The sequence below is a fragment of the Nocardia alni genome, assembly GCF_019038435.1.
GTDB classification, from domain to species: Bacteria; Actinomycetota; Actinomycetes; order Mycobacteriales; family Mycobacteriaceae; genus Nocardia; species Nocardia alni.
On the sequence record NZ_JAGPOX010000007.1, the window covers coordinates 23,999 to 38,858 of the forward strand.

The 14,860-nt window shown below is 66.8% G+C and carries 15 protein-coding genes and 1 tRNA gene; 9 read left to right on the forward strand and 7 right to left on the reverse strand.

The window, feature by feature from the left end; genetic code table 11:
* Positions 1–53 precede the first annotated feature (53 nt).
* Positions 54–959, forward strand: coding sequence for a TIGR03621 family F420-dependent LLM class oxidoreductase (locus tag JZ791_RS04695; protein WP_216892900.1), 906 nt, complete (start codon positions 54–56; stop codon positions 957–959).
* A gap of 46 nt (positions 960–1,005) precedes the next feature.
* Here JZ791_RS04695 and JZ791_RS04700 read toward each other — a convergent pair whose 3' ends face one another.
* Positions 1,006–2,541: a multicopper oxidase family protein gene (locus JZ791_RS04700; protein WP_216892901.1), complete on the reverse strand. Its 1,536-nt coding sequence runs from the start codon at positions 2,539–2,541 to the stop codon at positions 1,006–1,008.
* Positions 2,538–2,915, reverse strand: coding sequence for a hypothetical protein (locus JZ791_RS04705; RefSeq protein WP_216892902.1), 378 nt, complete (start codon positions 2,913–2,915; stop codon positions 2,538–2,540). The genes JZ791_RS04700 and JZ791_RS04705 overlap by 4 nt, the downstream gene beginning before the upstream one ends.
* Before the next feature lie 107 nt (positions 2,916–3,022).
* Here JZ791_RS04705 and JZ791_RS04710 point away from each other — a divergent pair, with 107 nt between their 5' ends.
* Positions 3,023–3,643: a TetR/AcrR family transcriptional regulator gene (locus tag JZ791_RS04710; RefSeq protein WP_216892903.1), complete on the forward strand. Its 621-nt coding sequence runs from the start codon at positions 3,023–3,025 to the stop codon at positions 3,641–3,643.
* Between the two features lie 40 nt (positions 3,644–3,683).
* Here JZ791_RS04710 and JZ791_RS04715 read toward each other — a convergent pair whose 3' ends face one another.
* Positions 3,684–5,369, reverse strand: a complete 1,686-nt coding sequence (locus tag JZ791_RS04715) for a hypothetical protein (protein WP_216892904.1) — start codon at positions 5,367–5,369, stop codon at positions 3,684–3,686.
* Positions 5,370–5,597: 228 nt separating this feature from the next.
* Positions 5,598–6,206, reverse strand: a complete 609-nt coding sequence (locus tag JZ791_RS04720; RefSeq protein WP_216892905.1) for a TetR/AcrR family transcriptional regulator — start codon at positions 6,204–6,206, stop codon at positions 5,598–5,600.
* Positions 6,207–6,295: 89 nt separating this feature from the next.
* Here JZ791_RS04720 and JZ791_RS04725 point away from each other — a divergent pair, with 89 nt between their 5' ends.
* From JZ791_RS04725 to JZ791_RS04735, 3 genes are all read left to right on the forward strand, one after another.
* Positions 6,296–6,754 (forward strand): nuclear transport factor 2 family protein, encoded by a 459-nt coding sequence (locus JZ791_RS04725; RefSeq protein ID WP_216892906.1) that lies wholly within the window; start codon positions 6,296–6,298, stop codon positions 6,752–6,754.
* A gap of 382 nt (positions 6,755–7,136) precedes the next feature.
* Positions 7,137–7,976, forward strand: a complete 840-nt coding sequence (locus JZ791_RS04730) for an NAD(P)H-binding protein (protein ID WP_308162775.1) — start codon at positions 7,137–7,139, stop codon at positions 7,974–7,976.
* A gap of 9 nt (positions 7,977–7,985) precedes the next feature.
* Positions 7,986–9,227 (forward strand): alpha/beta hydrolase family protein, encoded by a 1,242-nt coding sequence (locus JZ791_RS04735; protein ID WP_216892908.1) that lies wholly within the window; start codon positions 7,986–7,988, stop codon positions 9,225–9,227.
* 37 nt (positions 9,228–9,264) lie between these two features.
* Here the strand turns inward: JZ791_RS04735 and JZ791_RS04740 are convergent, their stop codons facing one another.
* A complete protein-coding gene (locus JZ791_RS04740) occupies positions 9,265–10,095 on the reverse strand; it encodes a helix-turn-helix domain-containing protein (RefSeq protein WP_216892909.1) in 831 nt (276 codons plus the stop codon).
* A 50-nt stretch (positions 10,096–10,145) separates the two neighbouring features.
* Between JZ791_RS04740 and JZ791_RS04745 the strand changes: the two genes are divergently transcribed.
* The 3 genes from JZ791_RS04745 (at position 10,146) to JZ791_RS04755 (ending at position 11,416) form a co-directional block, all read left to right on the forward strand.
* The gene (locus JZ791_RS04745; RefSeq protein ID WP_216892910.1) at positions 10,146–10,595 is read left to right on the forward strand and encodes a DUF2000 domain-containing protein; all 450 of its coding nucleotides are present in this window, start codon (positions 10,146–10,148) and stop codon (positions 10,593–10,595) included.
* Between the two features lie 316 nt (positions 10,596–10,911).
* On the forward strand, positions 10,912–11,226 hold the full coding sequence (mihF, locus tag JZ791_RS04750; RefSeq protein ID WP_216892911.1) for an integration host factor, actinobacterial type: 315 nt from the start codon (positions 10,912–10,914) through the stop codon (positions 11,224–11,226).
* Positions 11,227–11,330: 104 nt separating this feature from the next.
* A tRNA-Leu gene (locus tag JZ791_RS04755) sits at positions 11,331–11,416 on the forward strand.
* Positions 11,417–11,547: 131 nt separating this feature from the next.
* On the opposite strand, the gene JZ791_RS04760 is transcribed toward JZ791_RS04755, so the two are convergent.
* Both JZ791_RS04760 and JZ791_RS04765 read right to left on the reverse strand, forming a co-directional pair.
* The gene (locus JZ791_RS04760) at positions 11,548–11,928 is read right to left on the reverse strand and encodes a hypothetical protein (RefSeq protein ID WP_216892912.1); all 381 of its coding nucleotides are present in this window, start codon (positions 11,926–11,928) and stop codon (positions 11,548–11,550) included.
* A 903-nt stretch (positions 11,929–12,831) separates the two neighbouring features.
* Positions 12,832–13,989 carry a hypothetical protein gene (locus JZ791_RS04765; RefSeq protein ID WP_216892913.1) on the reverse strand — a complete coding sequence of 386 codons (1,158 nt, stop codon included), beginning with the start codon at positions 13,987–13,989 and terminating at the stop codon, positions 12,832–12,834.
* A gap of 391 nt (positions 13,990–14,380) precedes the next feature.
* Between JZ791_RS04765 and JZ791_RS04770 the strand changes: the two genes are divergently transcribed.
* The gene (locus JZ791_RS04770) at positions 14,381–14,821 is read left to right on the forward strand and encodes a hypothetical protein (RefSeq protein WP_216892914.1); all 441 of its coding nucleotides are present in this window, start codon (positions 14,381–14,383) and stop codon (positions 14,819–14,821) included.
* Positions 14,822–14,860: the final 39 nt, after the last annotated feature.

Here is a 14,860-nt window from a genome sequence, read left to right on the forward strand (position 1 = left end):
CCTACATTAAGTGTTACATTCGGGGTACATTTTTGCCGTTATGGTTGGGATTCATGACAGCCAACCACGCATTTCGTTTCGGTGTCGTCGCCAATCAGGTGTCTTCGGGCGAAGAATGGCTCGCGCTCGCGCGGCGCGCCGAATCACTCGGGTTTTCCACTTTCCTGATGCCCGACACAATGGAATCCGGCCCGCGCGCGACGATGGCCGCGCTGCCCGCACTCGCGATGGCCGCCGCGGTCACCGATACGCTGCGCCTCGGAACATATGTGCTCAACAACAACTTTCGTAACCCGGTGTTGCTGGCGCGGGAGAGCGCCACGGTGGACCTTTTGTCCGGTGGTCGATTCGAACTCGGTCTCGGTGCGGGGCATTCGAATCCGGACGAGTACGGCAGGCTCGGAATTCCGTCGTATTCGGCGTCGGCGCGGGTGACACGACTGGCGGACAGCGTGGCGCTGATCAAGGCGCTGTTCGATGCTCAGCGCGTCGATGCCCCCGACGGTTCGTATCCGGTATCGGGCGCGGACGTATTTCCGCAGACCGTCCAACGGCCGCCGCTACTGATCGCCGGTGCGGGAAACCGCCTGCTCGAATTGGCCGGCCGGACAGCGGATATCGTCGCATTCGGCGGCAATGTCACCGATCCCGATACCGTCGCGGGCTTCGTGGAGCGGGTACGTCGAGCCGCCGAAAGCCGTTTCGAAGAACTGGAATTGAGCATGAACCTCATCGTCGCGGGCGAACGCCCCGATCCAGCCGTCGCCGCCTTCCTCGGTCCCCACCTGGATACTCTGATGAGATCCGGATCGCTGCGGGTACTTTCCGGAACACCACAGCAGATGTGCGACGAACTCCTGGCCCGCCGCGAAAAGCTCGGCATCACCTATTGGACCGTGCCCGCACCGCTGATGGACGCGATAGCACCGGTGATCGAACACCTTTCGAACCGCAATTAGATCGAACGCGGGAGGAATTCTTTCACGTACGGCCCCGGGCATGGACTCAGATCGTAGTGAAGTCGGCCATCATCGCCATGTCCTCGTGTTCGAGGTTGTGGCAGTGGAGCAGATAACGGCCGGGGTAATCGGTGAACTGGACGGCGATCTCGGCGGTTTCGGCGGGACCGAGGTCGATGGTGTCCTTCCAGCCGTGGTCGCTTGGACGCAGTGGGTGATCGTTGCGGGTGAGGATGCGGAACTGGCCGAGGTGGGTGTGGATGGGGTGGTGGAAGTCGGTGGTGAACCGCCAGAGTTCGGTGTCGCCGAGGCGGGGCTGGGCGATGTCGGTTCCGGGCTGGTAGAGGCGGCCGTTGATGCGCCATCCGCCGGGATAGTTCTGGAAGGCGAAGGTGCGCGTGGTCCGGGCGCTGGCGGGGTCGAGCGTGTTCGGGGCGGTGAGTGTGTGCGGGATGCGGGCGTCGTCGGTGGGTGCGGGGCCGGTGGCGATGTCGAAACGCATGATTCGGCCGGTGGAATCCGAACCGAGGGTGTTGGTCAGTTGGACGCGGGCTCCGGGCGGATAACGACGGAAGTCGACGATGACGTCGAAGCGTTCCGCGGGTGCGATCGGCAGGTCGTCGTGGGCGATCGGGCGGTCCAGAAGGCCACCGTCACTGCCGATCTGGACCAGCCCGTCGCCCCCGGGCGGCGGCGGATCGAGGCGGAGCCGATAGCGGCGGGCGTTGGAGGCGTTGAGCAGGCGCAGGCGATACTGTGCCCGGTCGACGGGCAGGACGGGCCAGGGGGCGCCGTTGACCAGGATGACGTCGCCGAGTACGCCGTCTCGGTAGGCGGAAGTGGTTCCGGGAGTGTGGAAGTCGGGATCGGCGAGGGGGTAGTGGAGTTGGCCGTCGGCGGTGAAGGCACGGTCTGTGATCATGAGGGGGATGTCGCGGTCGCCACGGGGGAGCGGCAGCGCGTCCTCGATATCGTCGTGGATCAGATGGAATCCGGCGAGTCCATACCAGACGCCGGGGCCGGTGAAACCCATGCGGTGGTCGTGGTACCACAGCGTTGCGGACGGTTGCCGCAAGGGATACACATAGTCCCGGTAGCCGACCATGGTGGAGCCGGGCAGGGTCATCGCGGCGTCGCCCGGTTTTGCCGCGACGGGCGCGATGAGGTCGAGGGGATATCCGTCGCTGTCGTGCGGCGTGTGCCCGCCGTGGAGGTGGACCACCACCGGATGCGGAAGCCGGTTGACGTGACGAACCACGGTTCGCCGGCCCGCGCGGGAGATCAGAGTCGGCCCGGGGAAGCTGCCCGCGTAGGTCCAAGCCGTAGTGGCGAAACCGGGCAGGATGGAGACCTCGGCGAGGTGCTGGGTGATCTCGTAATAGTCGGTGTCGGCGGTCACGCGAGACGGTCGCAGCGTCGGCGGGATCGGCAACAGGCTCTGGAATGCGGGCGGGAGCGGGCACCGGCTGCGCAGTAGGACACCGGATTGTCCGAGGCGAGCCCATCCGGCGCCGATGATCGTTCCGCCGGCCGTTACCGCGGCGGCCGCGAGGAATCGGCGGCGGTTGGTCCGGGCCGTCACCGCTGTCCCCTTGTCGGCTCGGCGGTTCGTTCCGCGTTCGCGAACCGCAGTAACCGCACCGTCCCGAATATCATCAATACCCCGAGAGGTACGTGCACGAGCAGGATGCGATGCGTGCCGAGCAGAATCTGCACCACGGCGGAGACGGCCAGTACGGCGGCCGCGCTGATCACCGGGGTGGGTACCGTGCCCCGAATCCGGCCGGCAAGCGCGAGCACCGTGACCGCGACGGCGAGACCGGCGATCGCGAATCCGTTGATCCGGTGGACGCGCAACATGTCGAAATGCCCGGACAGCAGCGCACCGGCGAGCACGGGTTGCGCCCACACCATCATCGCGAGCGCCAGACCGGCTGCCCGTAGCGTCGCCGTCATGCGGCGAACTCGGCGACGGCGGTTGCGGCGCGGGCCATCGGCCTGATCCGTTGTTTCATGCCTCGACCGTAGATCCAGAAATGTGCCGCATGTGTAACACTTAAAGCGTGAGCGCACCACACCCCGGCACTGCCCGACAGCGGGGTCCCCGCACCGACGCCCGCCGCACCGACGCCCTCATCCTGCGGGCCGCCGCGCACGTGCTGGCGCACAATCCGGCCGCCACGATCCAGCAGATCGCCGACGAGGCGGGCGTCGTCCGCCTTACCGTCTACCGCCGCTACCGCAACCGTGACGCGCTGCGCGCCGCGGTATTCGAGGCCGCCGCCGAGGAAGCCCAACACGCCATCGACCAGGCCCTCGCCCAGCACATCGACACGGTCGCCACGCTTCGTGCCCTGATCATCGGCATGGCCCGCATCGCCCAGTCCTACCCCCTCATCACCGTCGGCACCGACCTCAAACCCCTTCCAGGACAATCACGTCGGCCCACGCCCCCGCCGACCAGCAGATCGATGCACCGCAACCTCTACGACCTATTCGTTCGCGGCCAACGCGAAGGCGCCTTGCGCACCGACCTCCCCGCCGAACTGTTCCCCCTCGCCATCACCGGAACCCTCAACACCGCCATCCGCTTCACCGCCACCCTCGGCCTCGACCAGGACCAACTCGGCGCCCACATCGCCGACCTGATCCTGCACGGCATCACCGCCCCGGCGGAGCGGTGAGGCGAATGAGAATGCAGGCGGTGACCGAGGGACCTCGCGCCTAGCCCAGGGCGAAGTTGGCGAGCGCTGTCGATACCGGTTCGGGCTGCCCGTTGTTCTGTTGCGCGGCAGCGGTGACGACGTCGAGGTGGTGGTAGCCGGGGGCGATGACCACGTCACCTGTCGGGCGGTTGCCCGAGGCCAGGACCAGTCCGCGCCCGGCGAGCACGGTGAGGACCGGGTGGGCGGCGATTCCGTTGGGGTAGCGCAGATGTGAGGCGATCTGGGGGGAACCCGCGTTCAACGGATCGGTCGCAAGGCGGGTCGGGAAGTAGTCCTCGGTGAAGGGGACCGGCTGTTCGGCCAGGCTGCGTGCGAGTTCGGCGATATCGGTGACCTCGGTGCCCGGGGTGGCGTAGCGGGCCATGGAGGGATCGAGGCGGTTGTACGGGCGCCACGTGTAGAGCGGGCCGGGGTGGCCGGGTGTGCTGGGCTGAGTCGGGAATCCCAGCCGGTCCGGGCCCAGGAAGCTCGACGTCGCCGGTCCGAGCGCGGTGGCCGTATCACGGTCCAGGGGAACGGATTTGTCGGCGACCGGGCCGCCGAAGAAGAAACCGAGGCCCGCCTCGAGGAAGGCCAGTGGCTGAGAGTTGTTGCTCAGCAGCGCACCTAGTGCCGCCCCGTTGGTGAACCGGAAGTCGCGCACCGACGGCGATCCGGTCAGCATCGCGGAGTAGTTGCGAGAGAACAGGAATCGCAGTGTCGTCTCCATGCCCGGGGTTCGGGGGAGCCGGGCCACCAGATCGCTCACGCCATCGGGTTTCAGGTCGGCGGCCAGCCCGGCGATGGCCAGCAGGGTCATGGTCTCCGGCCCGATGAGCACCGGCAGATCGGCGGTCGCGGGTGCGACGCGCAGCTCGAGCGCGGCCTGGGTCGCGTCGAACGACAGCCCGGTCGGATCGGTCAGGGAGGGCGCGCCCGACAGCGCGGCCATGGAGGTACTGACCTCGCTGTCCAGGGCGAAATACCCACCGCACTGCCGATATCCGGGGTCGCCCTGGAAATCCCATTTCGCGAAGAATCCGGTGATGACGCCGCCGAGCGAATGGCCGCCGCACAGCACCTTGGACTCCCGGACCCGCTGATCGGGTAGTTCATGCCGCAGCAGGTCGTATTGGTCGCGCACGGTCTGAGCGATGCCGATGTGGTCGAGCCAGGCGACGGGTTTGCTCTCGAACCCGCCGAAGGTACGGCCGCCGACCGCTCGCCCGCCGTAGTAATAATCGAGCGCGACATCCGAATTATGTTCCGACAGAGCGGCCTCGACTCCGAGATGGTCGTCGAGACAGTTGGAGCGGCGGTCCAGCGCCCAGAACTCGATGGGCCGCCCGCGTCGCGCCGCCGCGGCCACGGTATTGCGCGCGACACTGTCGAATGCCGCCGCGCCCTCCAGAATTCCCGGCTGCGCCACCAGGATTCGATCCGCGTCGGCGGCGTTGGCCGGTCCGTTCGCGTCACGGTAGCGCAGATACGACAGCCAATCACACTCGGCCGGATGTGAACCGATGTCGGCAGGCAGCGGAATATGCACCCGCACAAGCGATTCTGCGACGCCATCGGACGGAGCCGAGGTATGGACGAATGTCTCAGTGCGGTCGGCCGGCCCCTGCGCGAAGACCGGCGCGGCGGCTGAAGCGACGAACAACAGTGCGGCGCCGCACACCAGGGTGCATTTCGTGAATCGCATGATCCGTCTCCGCCTCGCTCTCGGCAATCGGCGGCGATGCTACTGCCGCGCATGCACCCGGGCACGGAATCGTCCGTGCAGCCGGAACAAGCACAAACCGATCGGCCGCGAGTTGTTCTGCTGCACAGTTCTTTCGCCCGCGCACTCGGCGCACGGATGTAGCGCTCGTGCAGACCCTGTCACTCGTGTCCGGATCGAGTACGACAGTGTGCCGGATCGGCCCGCGTCTCAATCCATGTGCCGCGCACCGAAGGCGCGCAGCAGCTGATCGGCGAGGCGCTCGAGGAAGTCGGGTTCCACCGGGGCCTGGCGGACGGTCAGTCGCCAATAGATCGGCGCCGCGGCCAGGTCGAGGGCGAGTTCGAGGTCCAGGTCGGCCGGGAGTTCGCCGCGCTCGATCGCGCGTCGCAGGACCGTCGCGCCGAAAGCGCGGCGGGGCTCGCCGATGGTGGCGGCGATCGCGGTGGCCAGCGCCGGATTCCGGACGGCCTCAGCCGTGAGATCGGGCAGGATTCTGGCGAAGCGGGGATGAGTGAGCCACTCGTGCACCGCGCGCAGGGTGGCCAGCAGATCACCGCGGACCGATCCGGTGTCGGGAATCTCGGCGCGCGGCACGCTGAAATCCGACAGCACCGCGATCACCATGTCCTGTTTGGACGGCCATCGTCGGTACAGCGCACTCTTGCCGACCCCCGCCCGCTTGGCGACCGCCTCCATGGACAGTCTGCCGTAGCCCTGCGCCGCCAGTTCGTCCAGCACCGCCGCCTCTATGGAGGACGTGACGTGCGGTTGCAGAACAGCGGCGCCGGCGGCGGCGCGTTTGGCGCGTTCGGTCATAGCGTCACTATACGTATGGACGGTACCGTCCCGTCGCGTCTATAGTTACGTCGGGACGGTACCGTATCGTCCTTTAGGATGGAGGCATCATGAGCGAACCACTACGCACCGCCGCCGAGCTGTTCACCGAGTCGTTGCGGTTGCTACTCGCCAAGGACATGCTCGGTTACGCAGGGTTGTGGGCGGCCGACGGCATCATCGAATTCCCCTTCGCCGCAGCCGATTACCCGAAGAAGCTGGCAGGCCGGGCCGCGATCGAGGACTACCTGCGCGGCTACCCGGATCTTCTGGACGTGCGGGAGATCGCCGCGCAGACCGTGCACCGGACCGAAAATCCCGATGTCGTGCTCGCCGAGTTCGAGGCGATCGGGGTGGTGATGGCCACGGGTAAGCCGTACCGGATGAGCTACGTCGCCGTGCTCACCGCACGCGCCGGTGAGATCGTCTCCTACCGCGACTATTGGAGTCCGCTGGCCGCCGCCGAGATCATGGGCGGACCGGCGGAACTGACCGCAGCCTTCACCGGTTCAGGCGGCAGGCATGAGTGAGCGGACGCCGGACGCGGCCGAGCCCTTCCCCGTGCGACGAGAGGGTCTCGGAAGCGAGCGAGCAACGGACACAGCGAAACCCTCAGTCGTGCCGAAGGGTAGCGGGCGAGCGCTGGGTGCGGCCAAGTCCTCACTGGTGCCGGAGGGTAGCGGGCGAGGGCCGGGCACCACCGAGCCCTCACCCGTACCGGAGGGCAGCCGAGGGGAGCGAGCAACGGACACAGCCGAACCGTCACTTGTGCTGGACAGCGTCGGGCGAGCGATGGACACAGTCGAGCCGTCATCCGTACCGGAGGGCAGCCGAAGGGACCGAGCAACGGACACACCCGAGCCCTCGCTTACGCCGGAACACAGCGAAACCAGAAGCGAGCCGGTGGTACTGGTGATCGGTGGGACCGGCACGACCGGCAGCCGGGTGTGCACCCAACTACGCCGGGAGCGGGCCGTCGTGCGTGTCGCGACCAGGACGCCCGCCGGTCCGGAGCAGGTGCGGTTCGACTGGGACGCACCCGGTACCTATGAGCCCGCGATGACCGGCGCGGACCGGGTCTACCTCATTCCGCCGCTCGGCGTGGCCGACCCGGCGCCACAGGTCGAGCGATTCCTGACCACTGCGGTGCGCGCCGGTGTGCGCCGGGTGGTGCTGCTGAGTTCGTCCGCGGTACCGCTTGCCGGGTCAGGACTCGGCGCACTGCCGCCGCTGGTCCGCGCGCTGGCGCCGGAATGGGCGGTGTTGCGGCCGTCGTGGTTCATGCAGAACTTCGTCGGTACGCATCCGATGGCGGACGGTATCCGGGAACGTGGCGAAATCGTCACCGCGACCGGACAGGGCCGGGTGGCCTTCGTCGACGCCGAGGACATCGCCGCAGTGGCGGTGCGAGCCTTACTGGATACCGTGCCGCACAACACGTCTCATCTCATCACCGGCCCCGGAGCGCTCAGCTACACCGACGCGGCCCGTATCGTGGCCGACGTCGCCGATCGACCCGTGCGGCACCGCCCCATCGGCACTGCCGAGATGATCGCGCTGTTGGCCGGCGCCGGTCTCTCTGCGGAGTACGCCGCATTGCTGGCCGGGCTCGACGAGGACATCCGACATGGCACGCAGGACCACGTCACTTCCATCGTGCCGGACGTCACCGGACGACCGGCACGCTCGTTCGCCGCGTTCGCGGCGGCCAATCGCGACGCTTTCGCACCGGACGACAATCGCACTGTCTGAGGAGGATTCATGCGCGCTCTGCTCTTTCGAGAGGATCCGCAGTTCTGGTTCGAAACACTGCGCCTGCTCGGCCACGCCGCCTTTGGCGGCTCCGATATCGGGGAGGTGATCGCGACCGCCGAGGGCATCACGCCGGGCGACTACGACGCCTGGCACGACGCGTGGCTGGGTACCGGCGAGCGTATCGCGGCCGAGGCGACGCGCAGTCGCGCCGGCGGCCACCGAGTCAGCGCCCGGGACGGCTTTCTGCGAGCCTCGACCTATTACCGCGCGGCCGAGTTCTTCCTGCACGAGAATCCGGACGATCCGCGGGTGTCGAACGCCTACGAGCGCAGCGTCGACTGTTTCCACGCGTTCGCGGCCCTGAGCGACCCCGTCGTCGAACCGGTCGAGATCCCTTACGAGGGAACCGTTCTGCGCGGTTACTTCTATCGTGCACGCGGGTCGGCCGGGCAGTGCCCAACCATCGTCCTGCACAACGGATTCGACGGCAGCGCGGAGGAGATGCATTTCTTCGGGGCCGCTGCGGGTATCGAACGCGGCTACCACGTGCTGACATTCGACGGTCCGGGTCAGCCCAGCGCCATCCACCGCGAGCGTCTGGTACTCCGGCCGGACTGGGAGAACGTGGTCGGCCCGGTGCTCGACCACCTGGCCTCGCGCCCCGAGGTGGACGCGGCCCGGATCGCCCTGCTCGGCCTCAGTCTCGGCGGCATGCTCGCGCCCCGGGCGGCGGCGTTCGACTCCAGGATCGCGGCGGTCGTCGCGGTGGACGGGGTCTACGGCGCCAGCGTCCCACTGCACCAGCCGATTCCGTTGCCCTACGCGGAGATCGTGCGCCGGGCCGATGCCGCGACTGATCCCGAACTCGACCGCATCCTCGACACGGCCATCTCCGAGAGCCCTACTCTGCGTTGGGCGTTCGGCCACGGCAGGTATGTCACCGGGACCGGGAGCCCACGGGAGTTCCTCGCCGCGTACATGAAGTTCAACCTGTTCGATGGCGTCGCCGAGAAGATCGCTTGTCCCACGTTGGTCTGCAAGGCAGACCAGGACCTCTTCTTCGCCGGTGGTGACGGCATAGAACCGGAGCCGGATCGGCTGTACGAACGGTTGACCTGCCCCAAGACCTTTCTGTGTTTCACCGCAGCGGAGGGTGCGGACGCCCACTGTCACAGCGGAGCGCAGCGTCTCGCGCTCGGACGGATCTACGACTGGCTCGACACCGTCTTGTCCGCCGCGGCGGCATGAAGCCGGAGTTGGTAGGGCTCCGCGGACCATCATGTGCTCATTCGGCGGTACTGCGGGCGTACCGTCCCGGTGTCGTTCCGACGATCCGTTTGAAGTGCCGGTTGAGATGTGGCTGGTCGTGAAAACCTGTGGCGGCGGCCACATCTCGGGTCGGCATGCCGCCCAGCAGTAGCGCGCGGGCGCGGTCGACGCGGCGCGAGATCAGATATCGGTGCGGCGGCATGCCGAATTCGCGGCCGAAGGCGCGGATCAGGTGGGTGGGGTCGGCGTGCAGCGCGGCGGCGGCCTCGGTGAGCGAGAGGCCGTCGGTGGTGCGGGCGTCGAGCAGCTCTCGCAGGCGGTGGGCCAGACGCGGATCACCGTGCCGCGCGGGCGGTTCGACGCCGCGCAGCAGGACGTGCAGGCGGTCGTTGATGAGCGCCAGGCGGCTCGCGGCCTCGAATTCCGCGCCGGGGTCGGCCAACGTCGCGTGCAGCTGCCGGATTCTGCGGTGCAGGAGCGGGTCGGTGAACGTCGGGGTGTCGACGGCGTGACCGATCATCGCCTCGGGCAGGTGCACGGTGTCCAGGTAGAGCACGCGTTTGCGGAAACCCTGTGCAGTCGCGGCCTGGCCGTTGTGCGGCACGTGCGGCGGCAGCAGCGAGACGACCGAGCCGAGCGCGCCGTGTTCGTGATGGTCGAGCTCGTAGCGGATCGCGCCCTGGTCCACGATGAGCAGCGTCCACGAATCGTGGGCGTGCATCGGGTAGACGTGCTCCACGAACCGGGCATGAAAAACCTCGACGATGCCCGGCACCGCGGGCTGCCAGGCCAGGACTCGCTCGCCCGCACCCGTGTGTGGGCCGACCGAGCCGTCACCGCCGACCATGCCAGAATCGTACAAGCCTCGACGTGGGGGATCGGCGCACAGTCCTCTACATGGAGAACAGTGCCGTCGAAAACCCGACCACCGAGACCGTGCGATTCGATACCAAGATCGCGGTCCTACTGCGGGACGACCTCCAGACCTGGCAGCGGCTCAACGTCACGGCCTTCCTGGTCAGCGGCCTGGGCACCGCATTCCCCGAGGTGATCGGGGAACCGTACGAGGATGCGGACGCGACCGTGTACCGGCCGATGTTCCGTCAGCCCGTACTGGTCTTCGAAGGCGGCAAGGAGGTACTGCGTTCGGCCCACGACAAGGCATCGACCAGGGGATTGTCGACGGCGGTGTTCACCTCCGACCTGTTCGCCACCGGCAACGACCGCGACAATCGCGCCGCCGTGCGTGCGGTCGCCGCCGAGAACCTCGATCTGGTCGGTATCGCCGTCTACGGTCCGCGCAATGTCGTCGACAAGGTGTGCAAAGGTGCGCGCATGCACCCGTGACCTGGATTCGCGCACCGAACTCGCACCCCGCGGCCTTGCATGCGCCGATTGCCGCGCCGCCGCCGATCGATGAATGCACCGGTCATGGCCCTGATTCGGCTCCGCCGCCCACTGGACCGGACGCCGTACGGGGTGCGAGCTACGCGGTCCCAGGCCCTCGGCAGACTTGGCTAACTACCCGCATCCGCCGTCGTGAACGGCAAACCGACCCCCGTTACCCGGCCTGTTCTCGCGGTGTGTCGTTACGACGCCCGGCGTTCGGTGATGTTCAATCGGTGCCGTTGCAGTTCCAGCGAACGAGTGAAAGGTAGTAGACATGGCACTTCCCACCATGACGGCCGAGCAACGCTCCGAGGCGCTGGCGAAAGCGGCCGCGGTCCGCAAGGCGCGGTCGGAGCTCATCGAGCAGGTCCGCAAGGGCAAGGTCTCGATGAACGAGGTGCTCAAGCGTGCCGACAAAGAAGACCTGGTGAAGAAGACCAAGGTGGCCGCGGTCATCAAGGCGCTGCCGGGCATCGGACCGGTCAAGGCCGCCAAGCTGATGGACGAGGCCGAGATCCCCGCGGACCGCCGCATCGGCGGCCTGGGCTCCCGCCAGCGCGCCGCACTCCTCGAGGCCCTGAAGGCCTGATCCCCGGGAGGCGCTCAGCAACTCCGGCCCACCCCGCTGACCTGCTAAAATTCCCGTGATTTGGTCCAAGCGGACTGATCCGATAACCTTGCTGAGCACCACCGGTCCGGGTGGCGGAATGGCAGACGCGCTAGCTTGAGGTGCTAGTGTCCTACTAATGGACGTGGGGGTTCAAGTCCCCCTCCGGACACAGGTTGAATCGAAAGCCGCTGCCTCGCAGCGGCTTTCGTCGTTTATCGGCCCGATATCCGACTTGAACCCCTGTTCGGTGGGTGCAAGTATTCGAACGGATCACCATGAGGAGCTCCGCAAGGTTTTCGGCTACACAATGGTCACTTGGATGTCGGTCGTGCCCTCGTTGACGATCTCGTAGAGGTCGCCGGGGTCGCCGTGGGTGAGGTCGAAGGTGTGCGTCCCGTTCCACGGTGCGTGGCCGAACATTCTGGGGTAGCTCCACGTGGTGGTGGCGTACCAATGGAGCGTACGCACCGTCTTGCCGGTAATCTCCCGCGACATCACGTCTTTCAGTGCTTGACTCGCCTCGTACTCGCCCCATCGGACGACAACCCTGAAATTCGGATTCGCGTTGTCCGGTGCCGGTTGAACGACAACGGTAGCGGTGTGTGGAGCGCGTACTCCCGTTGCGGGAACGGCGGGCACTTGGCCCCGGTAGACCTCGTTCGGTTGCAGTGTGAACGGCACGACCATGTCCTTTCGAGAAGAGGCGAGCACGGATACCGGCCGAGCCGCATCCCGCTGCGCCGCACAGTAATTACAACAGCAGTACCGCTGCTCTCGTCTCGAATCGGGCGTCGGTGGGAGGTGACTGGACGGTCTGTCGCCTCGATCGCCCAGAGCCCGGGGAGGCCCAGGTGTGGTCGCACACAGCGCTGCTCGACGTGGGTCGAGGGTCGCTCACCCCCGTGGGGTGCATCGGGGCCTTGACAAGGGGCCGGAGTCCGGTCTCGACGGTAGACGAGATCCGTAGGCGCCACTGCAGATCGGTCGCCAGTTGCCGGCCGGGAGGAGAACACAGGGGGACACGTCATGAACCTTTCCGTACGGCCGGTCCGGCCGCACGTCGGAGCCCCGGCGTGCAACCGACCGGTTCGAAAACCATGGCGCGGAAGGGGTTTCAACCGGGCAGAGGCTGGTTCGCCGGCACGGGTGGCATGTGCGGCATCGCCTGGGCGGTGGGTCTCGAGGTTGAGCGAATGAGAGGTTGACATCATGGATCCGGTATCGCTGGGTCGTGCGGCGGCGGCGCTGCTGGCGTCGAAGTTCGCGAAGGGACAGGCCGAGGACGCCGGGCTCGAGGACTTGGCGCACGGACGCGGGCCCGATCCCGAATACGGCATAGCCGACCCGCCTGCTCAAAGATCCATGCGCACAGATCAACTCACGCGGCCGGCCGCCTGCCATCTGTACGGAGAGCACTCCTGCTCGCGTTCAAGTCCCCGTCCCATCTGCACGAATTGCGCTGGGAGACAACCTATGTCAACCGGACCGGGGATCCGCGCACAGCTCCTCGCCATGGTCGGCCGCACTGCCGCGCTGACCGATCCGGAAAGTGACGACGTGCCCATGCTGCGCGAGCGCTACGGTTCAGTAGTTGAAGTCTGGCGCGTCGACGGGGACGACCGGTGACCAGGGGTTGTGGTGGAGGTCGCGCTCGTGGATGGGGGTTCCGTGGAACCAGCCGTGAGTGCGGTCCTCGGGGGTCGTTTCATGAGCGTCGATGTAGCTGAGATCCAGCCAGGACCACTGTTCGTGGGCGGGGCAGGGTCCGGTTCGGAGGCGGGGGTCGCTGACCACGTCGGATTGGACCAGGACGTCGAGTTGGTAGGCCGCCGAGAACGATCTGGCGGCGTCCCGCTCGGCGGGCCGGGTGTCGCGGTGCCAGGTGGTACTCACCGCGCGGTCGTCACCCAGGCCGCCGGCGCCGACCGAGCGCGCGGCCAGACGGCGAACCATGTGCGTCGATTCGACCAGGTCTGTGTATAGGTCCTGGGTGAGAAGGGAATTGGCGTAATGTCCCGGTGCGGTTACCGAGATCATGGCCCCGCCCGGCATCCTGCGGTCGTGATGCCGGCGCAGGTGCGCGCCGGTGTGGAACAGTTGCACGCTGCCTTTGAATAACCGCAGTATGCCATCGCGCCCACGCAGCGGGATGGCCTCGGTATAGATCACATCGGGTTGGATGGGTGCCCGTTCGGTGAGATACAGCGATGCCAGGTCGGTGCATGTCCAGGCGAGCTCGACGCTGGGGCGGGCACGAGCGAGGTGGGGGCTGTTGAAAATCACCAGAAACGCGCTGCTCTCGCCGCGTGCGGCCCGTTCCTTCCAGGTTCGGCGGTCCGCGGCGATCCGGTCCGCGACCGTGTGTGGTCCGGTCTCCAACATCTCCTGGCTGATCCAGCACAGGTTCATCGCCAATCCGCGTGCGGGTGCACCGGATTTGGTAGCCATCCGGCCGAAAACGCAGGGCTGGTGCCGCGCGGCCCAATCGAGGAACGCCGCTCGTTTCACCTGTTCACCGGCGTCGGACAACAGAATCTCATGGGCGGCGTCGATATCGGGACCGAACGACGTCCCGGCCGGATACTGCGGAAGCTCGTGAAGTGCGTCGAGCGAGGAACCAACCGGAATCGGTGTCATCGTTGCCTCGGTGTCGGGGGCGATGAAGCTCTGGCCCGAGCAAGTCTGCTCTGTGGCCTGCCCGACCGCACGCTGCCACTCCGTCAGGCCGGCACATTGTGTCAACACGACACCCCTGGCCACAGACCCGTTGGATGATGCCCCCGGCGATCTCGGCCAGGCGCAGGCTGAAGAACCCGCCGAGTACAACCTCGATCCGGTACTCGGTGGTAACGGTCCACAATCGCTCGATGGAACCGCACGGCTGCGAGCAGGTTGTTCAGCTGCTCGAACGCATCATCGCCGACACGGGCTCGGACTTCGGTTTCCACCGCCAACGGCGCGTGCGGACTGACAACGAAGACGGACTCACTTGTCCCCGGTGGGTTTCGCCGGCACGTTGATCCAGTGGGTAGTAGTCCCTCGGAAAGCGCCCGACCTCGGACGGGCATCGAACACAGAACCAGCTACAGTGACTCCAAATCTGTTCGTAGCGAATAGTTTCGGCGGGAGACACATGGTGAAGTCCAGAATCGGTCGGGCTGCGGTAATGCTGAGCGGGCTCGTGGTGGCAGCGGCGGCGGTCACGGTTTCGTCGGGCACGGCGTCGGCTTACGTCGGTTCCGGATGTGGTGGCCGCGACGGCGGCAAGCACACTGATACCTGGTACGCCAGCGCGTGTATCAACGGAGACGGCGGCGCCATCAACTACTACGGGCACACCGATTTCCCCAACGGTGCGCCCGCCACCATTCACCTGTGGCTGTGGGACTACACGGCAAAACCGGGTGGTGTGCAGGTGGCGAAGACCGATTTCCCCGTCGCGGCCGGTCCGCACGACTACCGCACCCGCAGCCTCGCTCACCCGGCTTCCGGGCACGATTACAAAGCGGAGATGCGAGTGGACTGGGGTGGCGGCAATGTCGACACCTATCTGAGTCCCGATCTGCTCAACTGATCCGAAGAAACCGTGCTGGTGATCGACGCGCCGTTCGGT